Here is a 20,458-nt window from a genome sequence, read left to right as displayed (position 1 = left end):
CGCCCGCGAACACGGGCATCTCGAGGAACTTACTCCCCCGAACGCCGCGATGGCGGCACCCGACGTGCGGGTGCCGCCATCGCGGTGGTGAAACGAGCAGCCGCCGAAGCGGGCCCGGATCAGCGCTGAGGAGCCAAGCGGGTGAGCCTGGCGCCAGCCAGGATCAGCGCTTGGAGTACTGAGGCGCCTTGCGGGCCTTCTTGAGACCAGCCTTCTTGCGCTCCGGGACGCGGGCGTCACGGGTGAGGAAGCCGGCCTTCTTGAGTGCGGGGCGGTTCAGCTCCTCGTCCACGCCGTTCAGCGAGCGGGCGACGCCGAGGCGCACCGCGCCTGCCTGGCCGGAGGGGCCACCACCGTGGACGCGCACGAGCACGTCGTAGGCGCCGTCGAGCTCGAGCAGCGTGAGCGGCTCGTTGACGATCTGCTGGTGGACCTTGTTGGGGAAGTACTGCTCGAGCGTGCGCCCGTTGATCTTCCACTCGCCGGTGCCGGGGACGATGCGCACGCGGGCGATGGCCTGCTTGCGACGACCCGTTGCGGCACCCGGAGCCGACGCGCTGGGGCGACGGACGGCCTCGCCGGAGACGGGGCCCTCGGACTCGGAGGTGTACTCGGTGAGCTCGACCTCGTCGGTCGAGTCGATGTTCTCGGTGGTGTCAGCCACGTGATGTCCTCAATTCGCTTTCTTGCACAGGTCCTTGCGGACTTACTGCGCGACCTGTGAGATCTCGAAGGGCTTGGGCTGCTGGGCCTGGTGCGGGTGCTCGGCACCTGCGTAGACCTTGAGGTGGGTCAGCTGCTCGCGACCGAGGGTCGTGTGGGGAAGCATGCCGCGGACGGCCTTCTCCACAGCCTTCTCGGGGCTCTTGGCGAGGAGCTCGGTGTAGGAGGTGCTGCGCAGGCCGCCCGGGAAACCGGAGTGGCGGTACGCCTTCTTCTGCTCGAGCTTGGCGCCGGTGAGGGCGACCTTGTCGGCGTTGATGATGATGACGAAGTCACCACCGTCGACGTGCGGCGCGAAGGTGGTCTTGTGCTTGCCGCGCAGGAGGATCGCGGTCTGGCTCGCCAGGCGACCCAGGACGACGTCCGTGGCGTCGATGACGTGCCAGGTCCGAGTGACCTCGGCCGGCTTCGGGGTAAAAGTGCGCAATGTACTGGCCCTTTGCTTGCTGGGAAGGATCCGTGTGCCGTGGGCGCCCGAGGCGCTGATGTGTCGCCTTGCGAGGGCGCACGGCACAACAGTGCTCAAGTTTACGGGTGGGTCGGTCTGCACCCAAATCGCCGCCAGGACCCCCCGAAAGGGCACCTGACCTGCGACGACGCGACTTCGGAGGCGTCATGCAGAACTCTTGTGCAAACGAAGTGTGCATAGGTATTGTGCACGCATGGCTTCCGACGACCCCCTCACCTCCGCGGGCATGACCGGCTTGCGGCTCGACGCGACCTCCCTCAAGGTCCTCGCCCACCCCCTGCGCTCGCGCCTGCTCTCCCGCCTGCGCGTCGGGGGGCCGGCCACCGCCACCGACCTGGCCACCCAGCTCGGGACCAACTCGGGCGCCACCTCCTACCACCTGCGCAAGCTCGAGTCCGTGGGGCTGGTCAGCGACACCGGCGAGGGCGAGGGCAAGCGCCGGCTGTGGCAGGCGGCCACCGAGAGCCACCAGTTCGAGCCCAGCGACTTCGCCGGCGACGAGGACTCCGAGACGGCGCTGAACTGGCTGGTCCGCGACTACACCCGGCACTTCTCCGAGCAGTTCGAGCGCTGGCTCGACGTCGAGGCCACGTGGCCGATGCAGTGGCGCGACGCCGTCGGCATGAACGACTCCTTCATCGTCGCCACTGCCGCCCAGGTGGAGGAGCTGAAGGTCGAGATGGACGAGCTCATCGCCCGCTACCGACGCGTGGGGCAGGGCAACCCCAACGCCCGCCGGCTCGCCGTCTACACCGCCACCTACCCCCTGGACCTCGACCGGGTCCCCCGAGGGACGGACCCGTCATGACCGCCTCCCCCGTCACTGCCCGTCAGGCCCGCCGGGTCCTGCTGCTGCTCACCTTCACCCGGTGGTTCCCCGTCGGCCTGACCATCGGGGTGACGACCCTCCTGGCTCTCGAGCGGCACATGAGCCTGGCCCAGATCGGCGTCATCTTCTCCATGCAGGGCTTCGTCGTCCTCGGGCTCGAGCTGCCCACCGGCGGGTTCGCGGACGCCCTCGGCCGCCGGCCCCTGCTCGTGGCCTCGGCCGTCGTCGCACTCGCCTCCGGGCTGGTCTTCATCACCGCCCACTCCTTCGGCGCCTTCGTCGTGGCCCTGCTGCTGCAAGGGGTCTTCCGCGCCCTCGACTCAGGACCGCTCGAGTCCTGGTACGTCGACACCGCCCACGCCGACGACCCCACGACGCTGGTCGAGGACGGCCTGTCGCGGGCGGGCATGGTCCTCGGGCTGTCGATCGCCTCGGGTGCGCTGCTGTCCGGTGGGCTCATCGCGTGGCACCCGGTCCGCGCGCTGACCGCCCTCGAGCTCCCCTACTGGTGTGCCATCGGGTTCTTCGTGCTCCACCTGGTCGCCGTGTCGCTCCTCGTCCGCGAGCCGCGTACCCACGTCGACGCGACCGGCCTGCGTCGGGCCGTCGCCTCCGCCAAGGGCGCTCCCGCCGTCGTCGTCGACGGCATCCGCACCCTGGGCCGGTCCAGGGTCCTGCTCGCGCTCGTGCTCGTCGAGGTGTTCTGGTCGATCGGCATGATCGCCTTCGAGACGCTGATGCCCGTGCGGCTCGCCGAGGTCGCCGGTGGCGAGACCCGCGCGGGGGCCCTCATGGGGCCGGTGTCGGCTGCGGCGTGGGGCCTGTTCGCCGTGGGCTCGGCGGCGGCCGGCCTCACCAGCCGCCGCATCGGTGTGGGGTGGACGGCCCTCGTGGCGCGCGTGCTCAACGGTGCGTTCGTCGTCGTGATGGGCCTCATGGCCGGCCCGGTCGGCCTCGTGACGGCCTTCCTCATCACCTACACGTTGCACGGCGCGGGCGGCCCGGTGCACAGCACGCTGCTGCACCGGCAGGCGCAGGCACGCAACCGCACGACCGTGCTGTCGATGAACTCCATGGTCGCCGGCGGCTGCTACAGCCTCGGCCTGCTCGCCCTCGGCCCGCTCGCCGAGCACGCGGGCACGACGACGGCGATCATCACCGCGGGAGCCTTCAGCATCCTGGGGGCTGCCCTGTACCTGCCGGCCATCCGTCAGGAGCGGGCCCACGCCCCCGCCGTCGCCGCCGAGCCCACCCCGGCCTGACACCCCCACCCACCCCGCCGAGAGTCGGGTCCCTGCGGTCTGGCAGCGCTCCATACCCGCTTGGACCCGACTCTCGGCGAGACTGGTTTCATGCGCTCGTTCCTCGCCGGAGTCGTCACCACCCTCGTGGCGCTCGCCGTCGCCGCCTTCGTCGTCGTGGCCACCCTCCCGGTCGCCCCTGCCCCGGCCGCCCCGTCCCCCTCCTCCTCGGCGCCCGGCGCACCGAAGAGCGTGGCCAAGGGCGAGACGTGGCTCGCTGACGTCGACCTGTCCAGCAGCAGCGTGCTCACCTCGGACGGCCCGCTCACCGACATCCACGCGACCGGGAGCGGGGTCCGCCTCACGTCCGGCGGCCTGCGGGCCCAGCGGCTCGACCTCGCTGCGGTCCTGCCCTTCGCCACCGCAGCGCGCCAGATCGGCGACGTGGACCTGTATGCCGCCGGCAACGGGCGGGCGGGCGTCCGCCGGACCGCGAACATCCTGGGCCGCGACGTCGCCATCCGGGCCACCGGCACGGTGCGCGCGGTCGACGGACAGCTCGTCATCGAACCGGAGACCGTGGACCTGGGTGGGCCCGGCCTGGTCGACACCGCCCTGTCGTCCGTCGCGCGACGGTTCGTGACGATCCGCCACACCGTGACCGGCCTGCCCGCCGGGATGCGGCTCACCGGAGTGTCAGTGCAGCAGAACGGGTTCCGCGCCACCCTGGCCGGGACCGACGTCATCCTGACCCAGTAGGCAGCAGGCACGCGACGGCCCCGAGCGGATTCGCCCGGGGCCGTCGTCGTCGATCCGTCAGCGCTGGACGAACACCGCCACCGTGCGCGGCGGGACGGTGGCGGTGCCAGCCGTCGAGTTCCAGGTCGAGGACTTGACGACCGTGTCGGCGCCCGAGGCCTGGACCGGCGACAGCGCCAGCGAGGCACCAGCAAGACCCGGCACCTTCTGCGTGACCGCGTCGGGCGAGGCGTTGATGACCACGACCAGGCCCTTGAGGCGCGGGTCGGCGTCCGTGCCCTTGGTGTCGTCGATCCGCATCGCGATGACGCCTGCGTGCGCGTCGGCGGTACCGCTCGCGGGGTAGCTCACCTTCGCCCGGATGGCGTCCGCGTTGCCGAGGCGGAACAGCGGCGTGGAGAACCGCAGCTTCAGGAGCTCTTGCGCCTGGGCACTGGCCGACTGCACGTCGCCTGCCGTCGGCTTGAGCGCCGGGTCGGCGAGCAGCGGCTTCATGTACGGCCACTTGGCCTCGTTGTCACCCTTGAGCGGCAGGCCGTGGCCGAACCCGTTGTCGGCACCCGTCCAGTCGAGGGTGTTGAACCAGTCACCACTGTCGTAGCTGTTGCGGTCCAGCGACTTGCTGCGCAGCAGGTCGGCGCCCGCGTGCCAGAAGGACGGCGTCTGCGCCAGGGCCGTGGTGGCCAGCGAGACCGAGTTCATCCGCACGCGGTCCGTCATCGTGGTGGCCTGCGGCAGCTTGAACGCGAGGCTGTCGAACAGCGTCTCGTTGTCGTGGGCGTCGACATAGCTGATGACCTCGTCGGGCTGGTCGGCGTAACCGGCCGGTGACCCGTTGTAGTCGACATCCTTGCCCTGGGTGACGACGCCGTTCTCGTTGAGCCGGAAGGCGAACGACCTCAGGTTGCCCGCCATCCCCAGCTGCACAAGGTCGGTGTCGTGCTTGAGTCGCGTTGCGGCAGAAGGGTTGGCGCCCGAGTCGCCGTTGGGGTCGGTCGCCTCGCCGCTGCCGAACCCCTGGGTGCGCGGGTCGTCGTCGAACGGCCCGCCACCACGGACGGCGTCGCGGAGACGGTCGGAGAACGTGCCGATCCCCGTGCCACCGAGCTGGCCCTGGGTGGCCTGCACGAAGCGGGCGTTGTTCGCCACCTCGCCGAAGTTCCAGCCCTCGCCGTAGAGGTAGACCTTCTTCCCGTCCACGCCGTCCCTGGCCGGGGTCAGCTTGTCCAGGGCCGCACGGATGGCGAGCATGTTCGCCTTGCTGGCGTGGCCCATGAGGTCGAAGCGGAACCCGTCGACCTTGTAGTCCTTGGCCCACAGCACGACCGCGTCGACCATCGCCTTCTGGGCCATGGCGTGCTCGGTGGCGACGTTCTGGCAGCAGGTCGACGTCTCGACGGCACCCGTGGCGTTGAGGCGCTGGTAGTAGCCGGGGACGACCTTGTCGAGGACGCTGGTCGACGCCTGGCCGGAGGTCGGCGTGTGGTTGAAGACCTGGTCGAGGACGACGCGCAGGCCGTCCTGGTGCAGGGCACCGACCATGGTGCGGAACTCCGCCACCCGGGCGCCACCGTCGGCCTTGGCCGGCGTGGAGGCGTACGAGCCCTCCGGGGCCATCCAGTGCCACGGGTCGTAGCCCCAGTTGAAGGCGTCGCCGGCACGCGTCGGCTCGATGCAAGCCTGCTGCTGCTCGCTGTCCGGGGCGAACGACTTCAGGTCGCACGCCGGCTTGGCCTGCTTGGCCGGGTCCTCCTCGATCGAGGCGATGTCGAAGGTCGGGAGCAGGTGCACCGTGTTGAGGCCCGCGGCCGCGAGCGCCTTGAGGTGCTTGGTGCCGTTCCCGTTCTCCGCGAACGCCAGGTAGGAGCCGCGGTTCTCGGCGCTGACCGTGGGGTCGCTGATGGAGAAGTCACGCACGTGCAGCTCGTAGATCGTCGAGTCGACGTCCTGCTTCAGCGCGGGCGACCTCGTCGTGGACCACTGGGACGGACGGTATGTGGCGTCCTTCAGGTCCACGGCCACCGACCGGGTCGAGTTGAGCGTGAGCGCCACGGAGTACGGGTCGGTGACCTGGGTGATCTCGACCTTGCCCGTGCTGGGGACCCAGACCGTCACCTCGTAGAGGTAGCGGGCGTTGCGGGACCCTGCCGTGGCCGTCCACGAGCCGTCGTCGGAGCGCTTCATCGCGGTCCGCGTGGCGGCACTGGTCGGCGCATCCGCCGCGGACCCGGGGGCCCAGGTCAGGACGTCGACCTTCTGCGCGGTCGGTGCCCACAGGCGGAACGTCGGACGGCTCCCCGCGAAGGTGACGCCGTAGGCACGCTTGCTCGCGTCCGCGGCATACACGTCGTCGAGGGCGTAGGCGTTCTGGGTGCCGGTGGCGTCGAGCAGCCGGCCCAGGGAGTCGTACATCCCCACGGCCACCTGGCCGCGCAGGATGTCGGGCACCTGCCTGGCCGTCTTCTTGTCCAGGTCGAGCGCGAGGTAGCCCTTGAGCTCCGGGTGGGCTGCGACGGTCTTCGCCGAGAGCCCGTTCGGGTCCAGCGTCAGCGGGGCCGACGAGCCACCGGTGATGTCCTCGGCGTCGACCGCGAGGCCGCCGGTGGCGGACCAGGCGAGGCGCCACTTCAGCAGCGCCGGGTTGGCCCCGTCGGGGACCATGGCGGCAGGCCAGGCGATGGTGTCGCGGTCGACCCAGATGGCCCGCTGCTTGGTCAGGTCGGGAGCAGAGCCGGCCTTGGTCACCTTCGTCGTCGCGACGTGCGTGGCGAGGTCGTAGGAGATCGACGTGATCATGCCGTCGGCGGGGACGGTGACCGACATGTTCGCCCCGCCCGCGGCGCCGCCGGCGCCATAGCTCTCACCCCAGCTCAGGCCGTGGGCGACCTTGAACTCGTAGGTGCCCGCGGGCAGCCGGTCGGTGGACCACGTGTAGACCTTGTCGCCGTCGGGGTCCTGCAGCCACGGCTGCATGCAGTCCGGGCTCCAGTCGGCCGGGCAGCCCAGCTCGCTCTGGAAGGAGCCGGGCGCGGTGATGATCGGGCCCTGGGCGTCCGAGGTGGCGTAGTGGGTCGCGTGGTCGTAGTAGAAGGTCACCGGCGCACCGGTCGAGGTGTAGCTGATGTTGTCACCACCGGGGTGACCGCCCGCACCATAGTTCTCGTCCCACGACTTGTCGATGGCTGCCTTGTAGGCGTACGGCGCGGCCGGGAGGGTGTACGTGCCCTTCCACACCTGGTCCTTGGGGTCCAGGGTCAGCTGGGCCTGGGAGCAGTCGGGCGCCCAGTCACCGGCGCACCCCATCTCGCTGTTGTGGTCGCCGGGGACGCTGACGTTCTTCGGCTGGGTCACCGGACCCACGCCGCCGGCGTCGCCGCCACCGCTCGCCTTCGGGTCACCGACGATGCCGTACGACGAGGTGGCCGAGACGTGCCCGGCGCTGTCCTTGGCGACGGCGCGGTACTCGAGGAGCGTGCCCTTGGCCATCCCGCTCACGTCGTGGAAGACGCGGTAGGGCGCGTTGTCGTCGGTGCCGAGCTTCTGCCAGGCCGTGGTGCCCACCGGGCGGTAGAGGAAGCTCACCTGGGCGAAGGTGTTGTCCGGGATGGCCGCACCGATCTCGGCGCGACCGCCGACGACCTCGCCCGCCCCCGGCGAGGTGAGGTAGACCGCGGGCGCGGCCTTCGGCTTGTCCATGGGCGAGGTCGCCTTCCAGACCGACACGGACTGCGGCGGGACGCTCACCGTGAGTCGACCGTCCTTGGCCGAGCGGACGCGGTTCGTCGCGCCGTACACCGGGGTGAAGTCCTGGTGGTGGCCGTAGGTCGAGAAGGTCGCCGACTTCGTGGACGTCGCGTTGTTCGCGGCGACGACGTACTCGACCCGCTTGCCCTCGTCGATGCGGGAGAAGGCGAAGATGCCGGCGTTGCTGCTGGCGTAGCGGTGCACCTGGGCGCCGTCCGCGAGCGCCGGGTTGGCGGCACGGACCGCAGCCAGGCCCTTGATGTGCTGGTAGAGCGGCGCGTCGGTGGAGTACCGGTCCTTGGAGCCGGCAGTCCCGCCGAGGACGGGCTGCTCGGCGTAGCCGCGGTCGACGGAACCGTCCGCCTTCGTGCGGTCGCCCACCTTGGTGGCGAACATGTCCTGGCGCGCGTCCTTGTCACCGCCGTAGCCGACGAAGCCCTGCTCGTCGCCGTAGTAGGTGATCGGTTGGCCGCGGGTGAGGTACATGAGGGAGTCGGCGAGCTTGACCCGCGACATCAGCGCCGGACCGACGGGGTCCTTGCCCTGCAGGAGGTAGCCGACCCGGCCCATGTCGTGGTTGCCGAGGAAGGTCGGCAGCTCGTAGGCGTTGGAGTCGGTGTCGGTGTAGTAGTCGTCGTCCGCGTAGAGGTCGCGCAGGTCGGTGCCCGACTTGCCCTGGGCCCAGTTGGTCGCCTGGGCCTGGAAGCCGAAGTCGAGGGTCGCCTGGAGCTTGCCCGTCGTCGTGAACTGCGACATGTAGGACGGGCGCGAGTCGTAGACCTCACCGAACATGAAGAAGTCGTTGTTCTTGCGCGCCTTGGCCTGCGCGATCATCGCCGGGCTGAAGGACTGCCAGAACTCCATGTTGACGTGCTTGACCGTGTCGATGCGGAAGCCGTCGACACCGAAGTCCACCCACGACTTGTAGATGTCCTCCATGCCCTTCTCGACGTTCTGCTTCTCGGTGAAGAGGTCGTCGAGGCCCACGAAGTCGCCGTACTCCGCCGACTCGCCGGCGAAGGTCGAGTCACCACGGTTGTGGTAGTTCGTGGGGTCGTTGAGCCAGGCCGGGACCTTGGCCGTCGAGTCGCCCGGGTTGGTGAACACCGGCGTGTACGGGAAGGACGTCTTGGGGTCGAGCTCGGGGAACCCGGGCTTGCCCGCGTAGGCCTTGTCGTCGAAGACCGTGCCGTCGGCGTCCTTGTAGGGGAACGCCGTCTTGTCGCGGTAGGTGTACTGGTTCTCCTTGTAGTTGATGACGTCCGCGGTGTGGTTGGTGATGATGTCGAAGAAGACCTTCATCCCCTTCGCGTGCGCCGCGGCGATCAGCGCCTTGAGGTCGGCGTTGGTGCCCAGGTGCGGGTCGACCTGCGTGAAGTCGGTGATCCAGTAGCCGTGGTAGCCGGCGCTCTCGTTGCCGGCGGTGCCCTGCACCGGCTTGTTCTTGAACGACGGGGTCAGCCAGATCGCGGTGGTGCCGAGGCCCTTGATGTAGTCGAGCTTTCCCTGGATGCCCTTGAGGTCACCACCGTGGTAGAAGCCCTTGTCCGTGGGGTCGTAGCCGGTCTTGAGCCGGTCGCCGGTCAGCCCGCCGAGGTCGTTGCCCTTGTCGCCGTTGGCGAACCGGTCCGCCATGACGAAGTAGTAGCGCTCCTTGGTGAGCGGCTGGCGAAGCGAGTCGCCGGCATACGCCTTGTCCGCGGAGGTGGCCGGCCCGGAGAGCGTCACGGGGCGCACGCCGATCTGGTGGGACTGGTCGTCGTAGGTGAACTCGAGCCTGGCCGGGCCCTTGAGGACCAGCGGGAGGTTCGCCCCACCCTTGGCGCCGCCGGCGCCGTAGCTCTCGTCCCAGGAGTGGTTGACCGCCACCTTGTACTCGTAGGTGCCGGCCGGGACGGTCACGGTCTTGGCGTATGCCGTGGTGGCGCCGACCTGGGTCAGGTCGGTCGCGGTGCAGTCGGGGGCCCAGTCGGAGGAGCACCCCAGCTCGGACTGCAGGGACCCCACGAGGGTCACGGTTCGAGCGGCCGCCTGGGCCGGCGTCGCGGTGAGCGGGACCAGCGCTCCGGAGAGGACGAGCGCTGCGCCACTGACGGCGGCGATGACGGACGAACGGGCCATTGACAGCTCCTTTGCTGCTGGGATGCGGGCACACCCTATGACCAGGTTCGTCCGACTCGCCAGAGTGCGTTGCAAGTTGCAGCAAGAAATTGCGATCTCTTGACCTGCGGCGCCGTCGGTTCAGCGCGTCCACGACGCCGTCCAGACGGCGTCCAGCCCGCGATGCCGACCGTTCAGCGCGTCCGCGACACCCGGCCCTCGTCCCAGACCGGCGAGTCGCTCTCGTAGACCCGGCCGTCCGAGCCGAAGACGAGGAAGCGGTCGAAGCCGCGCGAGAACCACCGGTCGTGGGTCACGGCGATGACCGTCCCCTCGAACGCGGCCAGCCCCTCCTCCAACGCCTCGGCCGAGTGCAGGTCGAGGTTGTCGGTGGGTTCGTCGAGCAGCAGGCAGGTGGCGCCCGACAGCTCGAGCAGCAGGATCTGGAACCTCGCCTGCTGACCACCGGACAGCGACTCGAAGGTCTGTTCGCTCGCCCGCGCCAGGCCGTAGCGGTCCAGCGCCCGGGCCGCCTCCTCCCGCGGCTTCCCGGCCCGGTGGTCGTCGCCCCGGTGCAGGATCTCCAGCAGCGTCCGACCCGCGAGGTTCGGCTGCTCGTGCGTCTGGGCGAACCACCCGGGCCGCACCCTCGACCCGAGGCGGAGCCGACCCGTGTGCTCGACCGTCCGCGGGACGACGTCGCCGACGGGGCGGTGCTCCAGGTCCGGGTCGCTGCCCCCGCACGCCACCAGGCGCAGGAAGTGCGACTTGCCCGACCCGTTGCTGCCGAGGACCGCGACGCGCTCCCCGAACCACACCTCGAGGTCGAACGGCCGCATCAGGCCGGTCAGCTCGAGCCCCTCGGCGATGACGGCACGCTTGGCCGTGCGTCCACCCTGCAGGCGCATCCTGACGTTCTGCCGCAACGGGATCGCCTCGGGTGGCCCTGCCTCGACGAACCGGCGCAACCGGGTCTCCGCGGCCTGGAGCTTGGGCGCCATGTCGGAGTTGTACGACGCCTTCTGCCGGTACATCACCACCAGCGCCTTGAGCTTGAGGTGCTCCTCGTCCCAGCGCCGGGCCAGCTCCTCGAGGCGGGAGTTCCGGTCCTCGCGGGCCTGCTGGTAGGTCGAGAAACGTCCCGGGTGCACCCAGAGGCTCGACCCCGCGCTCCCGGGCTCGAGCGTCGCGATCCTCGTGGCGACCCGGTCGAGCAGCTCGCGGTCGTGGCTGACGAAGAGCACCGTCTTGGGTGAAGCGATGAGCTGGTCCTCGAGCCAGCGCTTGGCCGGCACGTCGAGGTAGTTGTCCGGCTCGTCGAGCAGGAGCACCTCCTCCGGGCCCCGCAGCAGCGCCTCGAGCACCACGCGCTTCTGCTCCCCGCCCGAGAGCGTGGTGACCTTGCGCCACTGGGCCTGCTCGAACGGCATACCGAGGGCCGCCACGGTGCACACGTCCCAGAGGGTCTCGTGGTCGTAGCCGCCGACGTCGCCCCACGTGACCAGCGCCTGCGCGTAGGCCATCTGGTCGGACTCCTCGTCGCGTTCCATCATGGCCAGCTCGGTGCGGTCGATCTCGGCCGCCGCCTCACGGATGGGCGCGGGCGCGACGGACACGAGCAGGTCGCGCACCGTGGAGTCGTCGCGGACCGAGCCCACGAACTGGCGCATCACGCCCAGACCCCCCGAACGGGTCACCGCACCGTCCTGGGCGGTGAGGTCCCCCGCGATGATCCGGCCGAGCGTGGTCTTGCCCGTGCCGTTGGGGCCGATCAGGGCGACCTTGGCCCCCTCCCCCACCCGCAGCGAGACGTCGCCGAGCAGCGGCCTGCCGTCGGGCAGGACGAAGCTGACGGAGTTGACGTCGATGTGGCCCACGGACCAAGGGTGGTGCACGCCGGGGGTCGCCGTCACCTCCATATCGAGGAGGCCAACGGGGCCGGACGCAAATCCACCGCCACATCCGCACCGGTCGACCGGGGCGCGGGTGACCGTACGGATGAGGCGGGGGTCAAGGAATGACAAGTCGCCGGTGGGGGGAGCCCGGTTCGTCGAGTCTCGAGGTGTCGTCGAAAGGACCTCTCGTGCCCCGTCCCACCCCCGCCCTTCGCGCCATGGCTATGGTCGCCCTCGTGTCCGTCCTCGGTGTCCTCGGTGCGGCGACGGCCGCGCAGGCGACCGCCGCGTCGTCCCCGGCCGTGCAGCCAGGTGTCGCGCGGGCCGACCGGCCGGCGGCCCCGCGAGCGATGTGGGTCTGGGACACCTCGAACCCCCAGGCGGTCGTCAGCCTCGCCACCTCGCGAGGCATCGGCCAGCTGTATGCCGCCGTTCCCGCCAACGTGGCCACCTCGCCGAAGCTGGCCCAGCTCCGTTCGCTCGTCGCCCTGGCCGACGCCGCCGGCCTGCGGGTCGACGCCCTCGGCGGCGATCCCGGCTGGGTGGACAACCCGTCGGCCGCCGTCACCAGCTGGCTCGAGCCGGCCCTCGCGACCGGACTGTTCACCGGGGTGCACGTCGACATCGAGCCGTACAACACCCCGGCGTGGACCAAGAAGCGGGCTACCGTCGTCAAGAAGTACCTCGCCACCCTCGACGCGTTCCAGACGGCTGTCGGCAGCACCCCGCTCGAGGCCGACATCCCCTTCTGGTTCGACGAGATCCCGGCCAACGGCTCGACCCTGGACCGCGAGATCATGAAGCGCACCGACGCCGTCACGGTGATGGCCTACCGGCGGCTCGCCGACGGGGTGGACGGCACGATCGCCTTGTCCGCCAACGAGATCCGCTCCGGTGCCGAGCTCGGCGTCCCCGTGCGCATCGGCCAGGAGACCAACCACCTCGGCGACGACGCGATCTCGATGAAGCAGACCTTCTACGGCCAGACGCTGACCCAGATGGAGACCCAGCTCGGCCTCGTCACCACGGCCTACGCGGGCTCGCCCTCGTTCGCCGGTCTGGCCATCCACGACGCCATCGGCTACGCAGCGATCACCGGTTGACCGGATCCGCCTGCGGCTGCTCCTCCAGCAGCAGGCGGCACCAGAGGTCGGCGAGCAGCGCGGCATACCGCTCGGGTGTCCAGCCCCGCGAGTGCAGGAGCAGCCAGTACTCGTGCGCGTTGGTGGACCACACGAGGTCGGCGACCTCACGGTCGGTGAGGTCAGCACGCAGCTCGCCGGTGCCTCGCAGGTCGGCGGCCAGCAGCAGCATGTTCGCGGACCGGCGCTCGGACACGGCCACCCAGGCGCGGGCGCACTCCTCGTCCGCCTCGCCGGCCCGGCGCAGGGCACCGAGCAGGGCGGCGGTCCGTGGCACCACGTCGCCCACGGCGGCGGCATACAGCTCGAGCTTTCGGCGGGCCCCGTCGGCGGCGCGGACCGCTTGGACGTACCCACGCTGCTCGGCGGGAACGGGTTCGTCGGAGGAGCCGAGGACCATGTCCACGGCCGCCACCGCGAGCTGGGGCTTGCGGCCCACGCTCACGTAGACGGTGTCCACGGACACCCCGGCCGCCTCGGCGACCATCGCCACGGTCGTCGCGTCGTACCCCCTCTCGACCAGCAGGTCGCGGGCGGCGACGAGCACCGCGTGGCGGGTCTGCTCGGCGCGCTCGGCGCGGACGGTGGAGCGGTAGGCGCGGGTCTTGACGGTGTCGGGCATCGGCCCTACCGTACCAATATTCGTCCGAATATGGTTCGGGTGAAATTCTGAGGAGGCCACCATGGCCCTACCCGACAGCTCGACCGCCACCGCGCAGGTCGTCCACCGCCCGGCAGGCACCGGGCCGACGACGTGGGCGATGGGCAGTCTCTTCGAGCACCTGCTCACCGCGGAGGAGTCCGGTGGCCGCCTCGGCGTGGCCCTCGTGACCCAGCCGCCGGGCACGGCCACGCCGTTGCACCGGCACACGCGGGAGGCGGAGGGCTTCTACCTGCTCGCCGGCTCGATGACCTACCGCGCCGGCGACGAAGTCTTCGCGCTAGGCGTGGGCGACCTGATCTGGCTCCCTGCCGGCATCCCCCACGCGTTCCGCGTCACCGGCGAGCAGCCCGTTCGGTTCCTCGGCCTGAGCGACCCGGGGCACCTCTTCGACCTCTACCCGGAGGTCGGGCTGCCGGCGACCGAGCGGCGGCTGCCAGGTGCCGACGGGCGCCCGATGGCGGAGGAGATCGCCCGGTGGAACGAGGTGGGACCGCGCTACGGTCTCGAGGTCGTCGGCCCCCCGCTCCCTGCGTCCTGATCGGTGGGGAGGCTGCGCACCGACCGGGCCTCGGCGGCCCTGGCCGCCAGGCCGGCGGCGTCGGGGTAGACGACCTCCTCCAGCGAGAGCCCGTGCGGTGGCATCACGCTGACGGCCGGGTCGCGGCGCGCGCCCCGGAGCACCTCGGCCGGCCAGTCGACGGGCCGGCGCCCCTCGCCGACGGGCACGACCGCTCCCACCAGCGAGCGCACCATGGAGTGGCAGAACGCATCGGCGACCACGGTCGCTACGAGCGTCCCGTCGTCGAGGCGCGCCCACGAGTACTCGAGCAGGGTGCGGACGGTCGTCGCCCCCTCGCGCTTCTTGCAGAACGCGGCGAAGTCACCCAGCCCCACCAACGTCCGCGCTGCCTCGTCCATCGCCGAGAGGTCCAGCGGCCGCTTGGTGTGCACCGTGTCGCGACGGCGCAGCGGGTCGGCCACCGACGGGTTGTCGCAGAGGCGGTACAGGTATCGACGTCGCAGGGCGGAGAACCGGGCGTCGAACCCGTCCGGGGCCTCGCTCACGGCGTGCACGACGACGTCGCCGGGGAGTATGCCGCCCAGCCGGGTCCGCGCGGCGACCCCGGGCTCGCGGTCGCTGCGCCCGGGGACTGCGGCCCAGGCGTCGGCGTCGACGTCGGCGTGGACGACCTGCCCGCGGGCGTGGACGCCTGCGTCGGTGCGACCCGCCACCGTGAGACGCACCGGCGACGGGGCTCGCAGGAGGGTGGTGAGTGCAGCCGACAGCTCGCCCTCGACCGTGCGCAGCCGCGGCTGGGCCGCCCAGCCGGAGAAGTCCGTGCCGTCGTACGCGAGGTCGATCCGGATCCGGCGCAACGGGGCGCCCGCACCCGCCTCCTCGACCATGCCGCCAGCCTATCGGCGAGGTCAGCCCCCACCGACGGCTCGGGTCCGCCCCGAGTGCGCCCCACGTGCAGGGCGGGTCTGCGACAGTGTCCCGGTGAGCGATCCGCGGACCAGCATCCCCGCCACCCCCCCCGACGCCCTCTCGCGCCAGCGCCTCGGCATCGCGGCGACCTTCGCGACGCAGGGGCTGCTGTTCATCTCGGTGACGACCCGCCTCCCGCGGTTCCAGGACCAGTGGGACCTGTCCGAGCTGTTCATCACCGGACTGCTGCTCATGGTCGTGCTCCTCGCGGGGGTGGGCTCCGTGCTCACCGAGCCGGGCGCCCGCCGGCTGGGCAGTGCCACCGTCCTGCGGGCGGCGTTCGGCCTCATCGCCGTCGGCCTGGCGCTCGTGGCCCTGGCCCCGCAGCGCCCGGTCTTCGTCGCCGGGCTCGCCGTCTACGGCATCGGGCTCGGCGCGGTGGACGCAGCAGGCAACATGCAGGCCGTGGCCCTCGAGCACCGCTGGGGACGCACCATCCTGCCGTCCTTCCACGGGGCATGGACCGTCGGCGGCATCGTCGGCACCATCGTGGCCATCGCCGTGACCAACCTGGGCCTGACGGCGGGGCTGCTGCCCCTGGCGCTCGTCGCCGTGCTGGTGATGGCCGTCCCCCTCCTGCCGCACGCCGTGTCCGCCGCGGGCGACGCGCCCCCGGCCGCCGCCGTCGACATCCCCTGGCGCAGGATCAGCCTGCTGGGTGCGGCGATGGTGCTCTTCTACATGGTCGACACGGCAGCCACGACCTGGGGACCGGTGTTCCTCAAGTCCACCCACGGCGCTCCCGCCTGGCTGCTCCCGCTCGCCACGCTGCCCTACCTCGTGGCCAGCGGCCTCACCCGCCTGCTGGGAGACCGGGCCGTCGAACGATTCGGCTCGGTGCCGTTGCTGCGGACCGGCGCCGTGGCGGCCAGCGCCGGCCTGGCCGTCATCGTCTTCTCCCCCACGTGGCCGGTCGCCGTGCTCGGCTTCACGGTGGTGGGCGCCTCGGTCGCCGTCATCGCCCCGCTCAGCTTCTCGGCCGCAGCGGTGGTCGCCGGTGACGGGGTGGACGGCGAGGCCAGACGCGCGCGGGTCGACGCCGTCATCGCCCGGTTCAACCAGTTCAACTACGTCGGCGGGCTGCTCGGCGCCGTGCTCACCGGCGCGGTCGGCAAGGACTCCCTCCGGGTCGGGTTCGCGGTGCCGATGCTGCTCGTCCTGCTCATCCTCCCGCTCGCCCCGGTCTTCCGCGCCCGACGCCCCTGACCGGCGGCGGCACAGCAACCGAGCTCGCGGCCGCACACCGCCCCGGGTGTCGCTCCAGCGGCCACCGGTGGGACCGGACACGGCGAAGGGCCGCCCACCCCGGTGGGGTGAGCGGCCCTTCGACGGTCCAGCCAGTGGTTACCGGATCAGGAACCGGCCTTGGTGAAGCCGGCCTTCTCGGCGTCCTCCGCGGACTTGAACCAGAACTCCGCGTGCGTCTGCTCGAACCACTGACCATCGGCCTCGTGGTACTTGCCCGAGTCGGCGTTGCCCTTGACGACGTAGGCCTCGTCGGGGGTCGAGCCGTCCTCGTTGGCAGCGATGGCACCCTCGGGCAGCGCCGCTGCCTCGGTGGTGGTCTCGGTCGCCTCGTCGCCCTTGGCCTCGTCCTCAGCGGCCTTGGTCTCGACCGCAGCCTCCTTGGCCTCGGCCTGCTTGGCGGAACGCTTGGTGGCGGCCTCCGCCTCCTTGACCGTGGCCTTCTTGGCGAGCGGCTCACGGACGAGCTCGATCACGGCCATGGGCGCGTTGTCACCCTTGCGGGCGCCGATCTTGGTGATGCGGGTGTAGCCGCCGGGACGCTCGGCCATGTCGGGCGCGATCTCGGTGAAGAGACGGTGCACGACTCCCTTGTCCTCGATGACGGACATGACCCGGCGACGGGCGTGCAGGTCACCGCGCTTGGCGAAGGTCACCAGGCGCTCGGCCAGCGGGCGAAGGCGCTTGGCCTTGGCCTCGGTGGTGGTGATGGAGTCGTGCTCGAACAGCGAAGCGGCCAGGTTCGCCAGGATGTGGCGCTCGTGAGCCGGACCGCCGCCGAGACGGGGACCCTTGGTGGGCGTAGGCATGTTGGGGTTCTCCTTGGTGTGTGAGGCGGCGGTGTTCAGACCGCCACCTCAGCGGCGGTTGGTCAGAGCTGCTCGTCTTCGGCCAGCGCGCGGCCGTCGTCAGCGAAGTCGTCGTCGTAGTCGCCGTAGTTGTCGGCGATCGCGCTGGGGTCGAACCCGGGCGGGCTGTCCTTGAGCGCCAGGCCCATGCCGACGAGCTTGGCCTTGACCTCGTCGATCGACTTCGCACCGAAGTTGCGGATGTCGAGCAGGTCGGCCTCGCTACGACCCACGAGCTCACCCACGGTGTGGATGCCCTCGCGCTTGAGGCAGTTGTAGGACCGGACGGTGAGGTCGAGGTCCTCGATCGGCAGCGCCAGGTCGGCGGCCAGGGCGGCGTCGGTCGGCGACGGGCCCATGTCGATGCCCTCGGCCTCGACGTTGAGCTCGCGGGCCAGGCCGAACAGCTCGACCAGCGTCTTGCCGGCCGAAGCCATGGCGTCACGCGGGGCCATCGAGTTCTTGGTCTCGACGTCGACGATGAGCTTGTCGAAGTCGGTGCGCTGCTCGACACGGGTGGCCTCGACCTTGTAGGTCACGGCCAGCACGGGCGAGTAGATGGAGTCGACCGGGATGCGGCCGATCTCCTGGTCACCGGACTTGTTCTGGTTGGCGGAGACGTAGCCGCGACCGCGCTCGACGGTCAGCTCCATCTCGACCTTGCCCTTGCCGTTGAGCGTGGCGATGTGCAGGTTCGGGTTGTGCACCTCGACACCGGCGGGCGGCGCGATGTCCGCCGCGGTGACCGGGCCGGAGCCGGTCTTGCGCAGGTACATCACGACCGGCTCGTCGTGCTCCGAGGAGACGACCAGGCCCTTGATGTTGAGGATGATCTCGGTGACGTCCTCCTTGACCCCGGGGATCGTGGAGAACTCGTGCAGCACACCGTCGATGCGGATGCTGGTGACGGCGGCACCGGGGATGCTCGACAGGAGCGTGCGGCGCATGGAGTTGCCGAGCGTGTAGCCGAAGCCGGGCTCGAGGGGCTCGATGACGAAACGGCTGCGGTTGTCCGCAACCACCTCTTCGCTGAGGGAGGGACGCTGTGCGATGAGCACGGGATGGTTCCTTTCTCGTCGGCGACCGCTATATGACGCCGATGATGTCGCCGGTTCTTTAGCCGGCCGGCCGGTCCGCCTCTGTCTGCGGACCGGTCAGATGGAGGGGTGTGCCGCGTGGTCGCCCACGCGGCACACCCACCGCATCAGTTCTTCGAGTAGAGCTCGACGATCAGCTGCTCGGTGAGGATCGTGTCGATCTGCTCACGGAAGGGCAGCGAGTGGATCATGATCTGCAGCGTGCCCGGGACGACCTGCATCCAGGCCGGGGTGGGGCGCTCGCCGAAGGTCTGGCGAGCCAGCTCGATCGGGAAGGTGTTCACGGACTTGGCGCGAACGGTGATGATGTCGTACTGCTCGACGCGGTAGGACGGGACGTCCACGCGCACGCCGTTGACCTCGAAGTGGCCGTGCGTGACGAGCTGACGAGCCGCACGACGGGTGCGGGCCAGGCCGGCGCGGTAGACCACGTTGTCCAGGCGGGACTCGAGGATCTGCAGCAGGGTCTCACCGGTCTTGCCGGAGCGGCGCGAGGCCTCTTCGTAGTAACCGCGGAACTGCTTCTCCATGACGCCGTAGGTGAAGCGAGCCTTCTGCTTCTCCTGCAGCTGGGTGAGGTACTCCTTCTCCTGCATCCGGCGACGGCCGTGCTGGCCGGGCGGGAAGGGACGGAGCTCGAAGTTCTTGTCGCCGCCGACGAGGTCGACCTTGAGGCGACGCGACTTCTTGGTGATGGGGCCGGTGTAACGAGCCATGAGTTTTCTCTATCTCCCAGTTCTCAGACGCGACGGCGCTTGGGCGGGCGGACGCCGTTGTGCGGCGAGGGGGTGACGTCGCTGATCGCACCGACCTCGAGGCCGGTGGCGGTCAGGGAGCGGATGGCGGTCTCACGACCGGAGCCCGGGCCCTTGACGAAGACGTCGACCTTGCGCATGCCGTGCTCCATCGCGCGACGGGCGGCAGCCTCGGCAGCCATCTGCGCGGCGAACGGGGTGGACTTGCGCGAACCCTTGAAGCCCACCTGGCCGGCAGAGGCCCAGGCGATGACGGCCCCGGTGGGGTCGGTGATCGAGATGATCGTGTTGTTGAACGTGCTCTTGATGTGAGCGTGCCCGTGGGCGATGTTCTTCTTTTCCTTGCGGCGCACCTTCTTGGCGCCGGCAGTGCGAGCCTTGGGAGGCATTACTTACCAACCTTCTTCTTGCCGGCGACGGTGCGCTTCGGGCCCTTGCGGGTGCGCGCGTTGGTCTTGGTGCGCTGACCACGCACGGGAAGGCCGCGACGGTGGCGCAGGCCCTCGTAGGAGCCGATCTCGACCTTGCGGCGGATGTCGGCGGCGACCTCACGGCGGAGGTCACCCTCGATCTTGACGTTGGCCTCGAGGTAGTCGCGGAGCTGGACCAGCTCAGCGTCAGTGAGGTCGCGGACGCGGGTGTCCGGGCTCACGCCCGTGGCAGCCAACGCCTGCTGGGAGCGGGTGCGACCCACTCCGAAGATGTAGGTGAGAGCGATCTCGACGCGCTTCTCGCGCGGAAGATCCACACCAACAAGACGTGCCATGTCGTGTGTTTCCTTTGTTTCACCGGAGGTCTGGGGCAGTACCGTTCCGGTCGCGTGCTCCCGAAGCTTTCTTCGGGGCGCCGGTCCTCGGCCTCCGGGCCGGGGGTGACGTCCTGGTCGGCTGGAATGTCGTCTGCTCGACGACGCCGCGCACAGGGGCCGGGTACTGCGTCATTCACTTGTCTGCGCTTCTCGAAGAGATGCGACGCGTGCTCGGGGGTGAACCCGGGCGGAGGTCCCTGGGCGGGACCCCGGTCATGCTCAGCCCTGGCGCTGCTTGTGGCGCAGGTTCTCGCAGATGACCATGACCCGGCCGTGACGGCGGATCACCTTGCACTTGTCGCAGATCTTCTTGACGCTCGGCTGAACCTTCATAGCCTCTGCTTCAGTCGATCTGGCACTGCGGACCCCGGTTGGGCCTGCAGGTCTAACGGGTGTGCGACTAGCGGTAGCGGAAGACGATCCGGCCACGGGTCAGGTCGTACGGGCTGAGCTCAACCACCACGCGGTCCTCGGGGAGGATCCGGATGTAGTGCTGACGCATCTTGCCCGAGATGTGAGCGAGAACCTTGTGACCGTTGGAGAGCTCGACCCGGAACATCGCGTTCGGGAGAGCCTCGACGATCGTGCCCTCGATCTCGATGACACCGTCCTTCTTGGCCATAGCCTCCACAATCTGCTGCATCGGTCTG

General features: G+C 70.3%; 19 protein-coding genes. 6 read left to right on the top strand and 13 right to left on the bottom strand.

Annotated features, from left to right (window positions below; all coding sequences use genetic code 11):
• Positions 1–163: 163 nt before the first annotated feature.
• Together rpsI and rplM are read right to left on the bottom strand one after the other, a co-directional pair.
• Entirely contained in the window at positions 164–664 is a 501-nt protein-coding gene (rpsI, locus tag ABEG17_RS12115) for a 30S ribosomal protein S9 (RefSeq protein ID WP_056883327.1), read from the bottom strand.
• Between the two features lie 42 nt (positions 665–706).
• Positions 707–1,150, bottom strand: coding sequence for a 50S ribosomal protein L13 (rplM, locus tag ABEG17_RS12110; RefSeq protein ID WP_344191434.1), 444 nt, complete (start codon positions 1,148–1,150; stop codon positions 707–709).
• 235 nt (positions 1,151–1,385) lie between these two features.
• On the opposite strand from rplM, the gene ABEG17_RS12105 reads away from it, so the two are divergent.
• The 3 genes from ABEG17_RS12105 (at position 1,386) to ABEG17_RS12095 (ending at position 4,021) form a co-directional block, all read left to right on the top strand.
• Positions 1,386–2,000: an ArsR/SmtB family transcription factor gene (locus tag ABEG17_RS12105; RefSeq protein WP_406829723.1), complete on the top strand. Its 615-nt coding sequence runs from the start codon at positions 1,386–1,388 to the stop codon at positions 1,998–2,000.
• Complete coding sequence (locus tag ABEG17_RS12100) at positions 1,997–3,283, top strand: MFS transporter (RefSeq protein WP_406829722.1); 1,287 nt, start codon at positions 1,997–1,999, stop codon at positions 3,281–3,283. Before ABEG17_RS12105 ends, ABEG17_RS12100 begins: the two co-directional genes overlap by 4 nt.
• A gap of 90 nt (positions 3,284–3,373) precedes the next feature.
• A complete protein-coding gene (locus ABEG17_RS12095; RefSeq protein ID WP_406829721.1) occupies positions 3,374–4,021 on the top strand; it encodes an LmeA family phospholipid-binding protein in 648 nt (215 codons plus the stop codon).
• Between the two features lie 57 nt (positions 4,022–4,078).
• Here ABEG17_RS12095 and pulA read toward each other — a convergent pair whose 3' ends face one another.
• Together pulA and ABEG17_RS12085 are read right to left on the bottom strand one after the other, a co-directional pair.
• A complete protein-coding gene (gene pulA / locus ABEG17_RS12090; protein ID WP_406829719.1) occupies positions 4,079–9,886 on the bottom strand; it encodes a pullulanase-type alpha-1,6-glucosidase in 5,808 nt (1,935 codons plus the stop codon).
• 173 nt (positions 9,887–10,059) lie between these two features.
• Positions 10,060–11,742 carry an ABC-F family ATP-binding cassette domain-containing protein gene (locus tag ABEG17_RS12085; RefSeq protein WP_406829718.1) on the bottom strand — a complete coding sequence of 561 codons (1,683 nt, stop codon included), beginning with the start codon at positions 11,740–11,742 and terminating at the stop codon, positions 10,060–10,062.
• Positions 11,743–11,948: 206 nt separating this feature from the next.
• Between ABEG17_RS12085 and ABEG17_RS12080 the strand changes: the two genes are divergently transcribed.
• A complete protein-coding gene (locus tag ABEG17_RS12080; protein ID WP_406829717.1) occupies positions 11,949–12,863 on the top strand; it encodes a hypothetical protein in 915 nt (304 codons plus the stop codon).
• Here the strand turns inward: ABEG17_RS12080 and ABEG17_RS12075 are convergent.
• Positions 12,853–13,524, bottom strand: a complete 672-nt coding sequence (locus tag ABEG17_RS12075; RefSeq protein WP_406829716.1) for a TetR/AcrR family transcriptional regulator — start codon at positions 13,522–13,524, stop codon at positions 12,853–12,855. The genes ABEG17_RS12080 and ABEG17_RS12075 overlap by 11 nt on opposite strands.
• Positions 13,525–13,585: 61 nt before the next feature.
• On the opposite strand from ABEG17_RS12075, the gene ABEG17_RS12070 reads away from it, so the two are divergent.
• A complete protein-coding gene (locus tag ABEG17_RS12070) occupies positions 13,586–14,104 on the top strand; it encodes a dimethylsulfonioproprionate lyase family protein (protein ID WP_406829715.1) in 519 nt (172 codons plus the stop codon).
• Here ABEG17_RS12070 and truA read toward each other — a convergent pair.
• Positions 14,062–14,973: a tRNA pseudouridine(38-40) synthase TruA gene (truA, locus tag ABEG17_RS12065; protein ID WP_406829714.1), complete on the bottom strand. Its 912-nt coding sequence runs from the start codon at positions 14,971–14,973 to the stop codon at positions 14,062–14,064. The genes ABEG17_RS12070 and truA overlap by 43 nt on opposite strands.
• Before the next feature lie 94 nt (positions 14,974–15,067).
• On the opposite strand from truA, the gene ABEG17_RS12060 reads away from it, so the two are divergent.
• Positions 15,068–16,261 carry an MFS transporter gene (locus tag ABEG17_RS12060; protein ID WP_406829713.1) on the top strand — a complete coding sequence of 398 codons (1,194 nt, stop codon included), beginning with the start codon at positions 15,068–15,070 and terminating at the stop codon, positions 16,259–16,261.
• Positions 16,262–16,407: 146 nt separating this feature from the next.
• Here ABEG17_RS12060 and rplQ read toward each other — a convergent pair whose 3' ends face one another.
• From rplQ to infA, 7 genes are all read right to left on the bottom strand, one after another.
• Positions 16,408–17,109 (bottom strand): 50S ribosomal protein L17, encoded by a 702-nt coding sequence (gene rplQ, locus ABEG17_RS12055; protein ID WP_406829712.1) that lies wholly within the window; start codon positions 17,107–17,109, stop codon positions 16,408–16,410.
• Between the two features lie 62 nt (positions 17,110–17,171).
• On the bottom strand, positions 17,172–18,206 hold the full coding sequence (locus ABEG17_RS12050; RefSeq protein ID WP_406829711.1) for a DNA-directed RNA polymerase subunit alpha: 1,035 nt from the start codon (positions 18,204–18,206) through the stop codon (positions 17,172–17,174).
• Positions 18,207–18,352: 146 nt separating this feature from the next.
• Complete coding sequence (gene rpsD / locus ABEG17_RS12045) at positions 18,353–18,961, bottom strand: 30S ribosomal protein S4 (protein WP_406829710.1); 609 nt, start codon at positions 18,959–18,961, stop codon at positions 18,353–18,355.
• Between the two features lie 23 nt (positions 18,962–18,984).
• On the bottom strand, positions 18,985–19,389 hold the full coding sequence (gene rpsK, locus ABEG17_RS12040; RefSeq protein ID WP_057378146.1) for a 30S ribosomal protein S11: 405 nt from the start codon (positions 19,387–19,389) through the stop codon (positions 18,985–18,987).
• Entirely contained in the window at positions 19,389–19,766 is a 378-nt protein-coding gene (gene rpsM, locus ABEG17_RS12035; RefSeq protein ID WP_406829709.1) for a 30S ribosomal protein S13, read from the bottom strand. The genes rpsK and rpsM overlap by 1 nt, the downstream gene beginning before the upstream one ends.
• Before the next feature lie 261 nt (positions 19,767–20,027).
• On the bottom strand, positions 20,028–20,141 hold the full coding sequence (gene rpmJ, locus ABEG17_RS12030) for a 50S ribosomal protein L36 (RefSeq protein WP_010148647.1): 114 nt from the start codon (positions 20,139–20,141) through the stop codon (positions 20,028–20,030).
• 67 nt (positions 20,142–20,208) lie between these two features.
• Complete coding sequence (gene infA, locus ABEG17_RS12025) at positions 20,209–20,430, bottom strand: translation initiation factor IF-1 (protein ID WP_013493543.1); 222 nt, start codon at positions 20,428–20,430, stop codon at positions 20,209–20,211.
• Positions 20,431–20,458 lie beyond the last annotated feature (28 nt).

It is taken from the genome of Pedococcus sp. KACC 23699 (assembly GCF_045348425.1).
In the GTDB taxonomy this organism is placed as follows: domain Bacteria; phylum Actinomycetota; class Actinomycetes; order Actinomycetales; family Dermatophilaceae; genus Pedococcus.
Note: the sequence above shows the minus strand (reverse complement) of the source record. Positions and strands in the feature narration are given on the sequence as shown.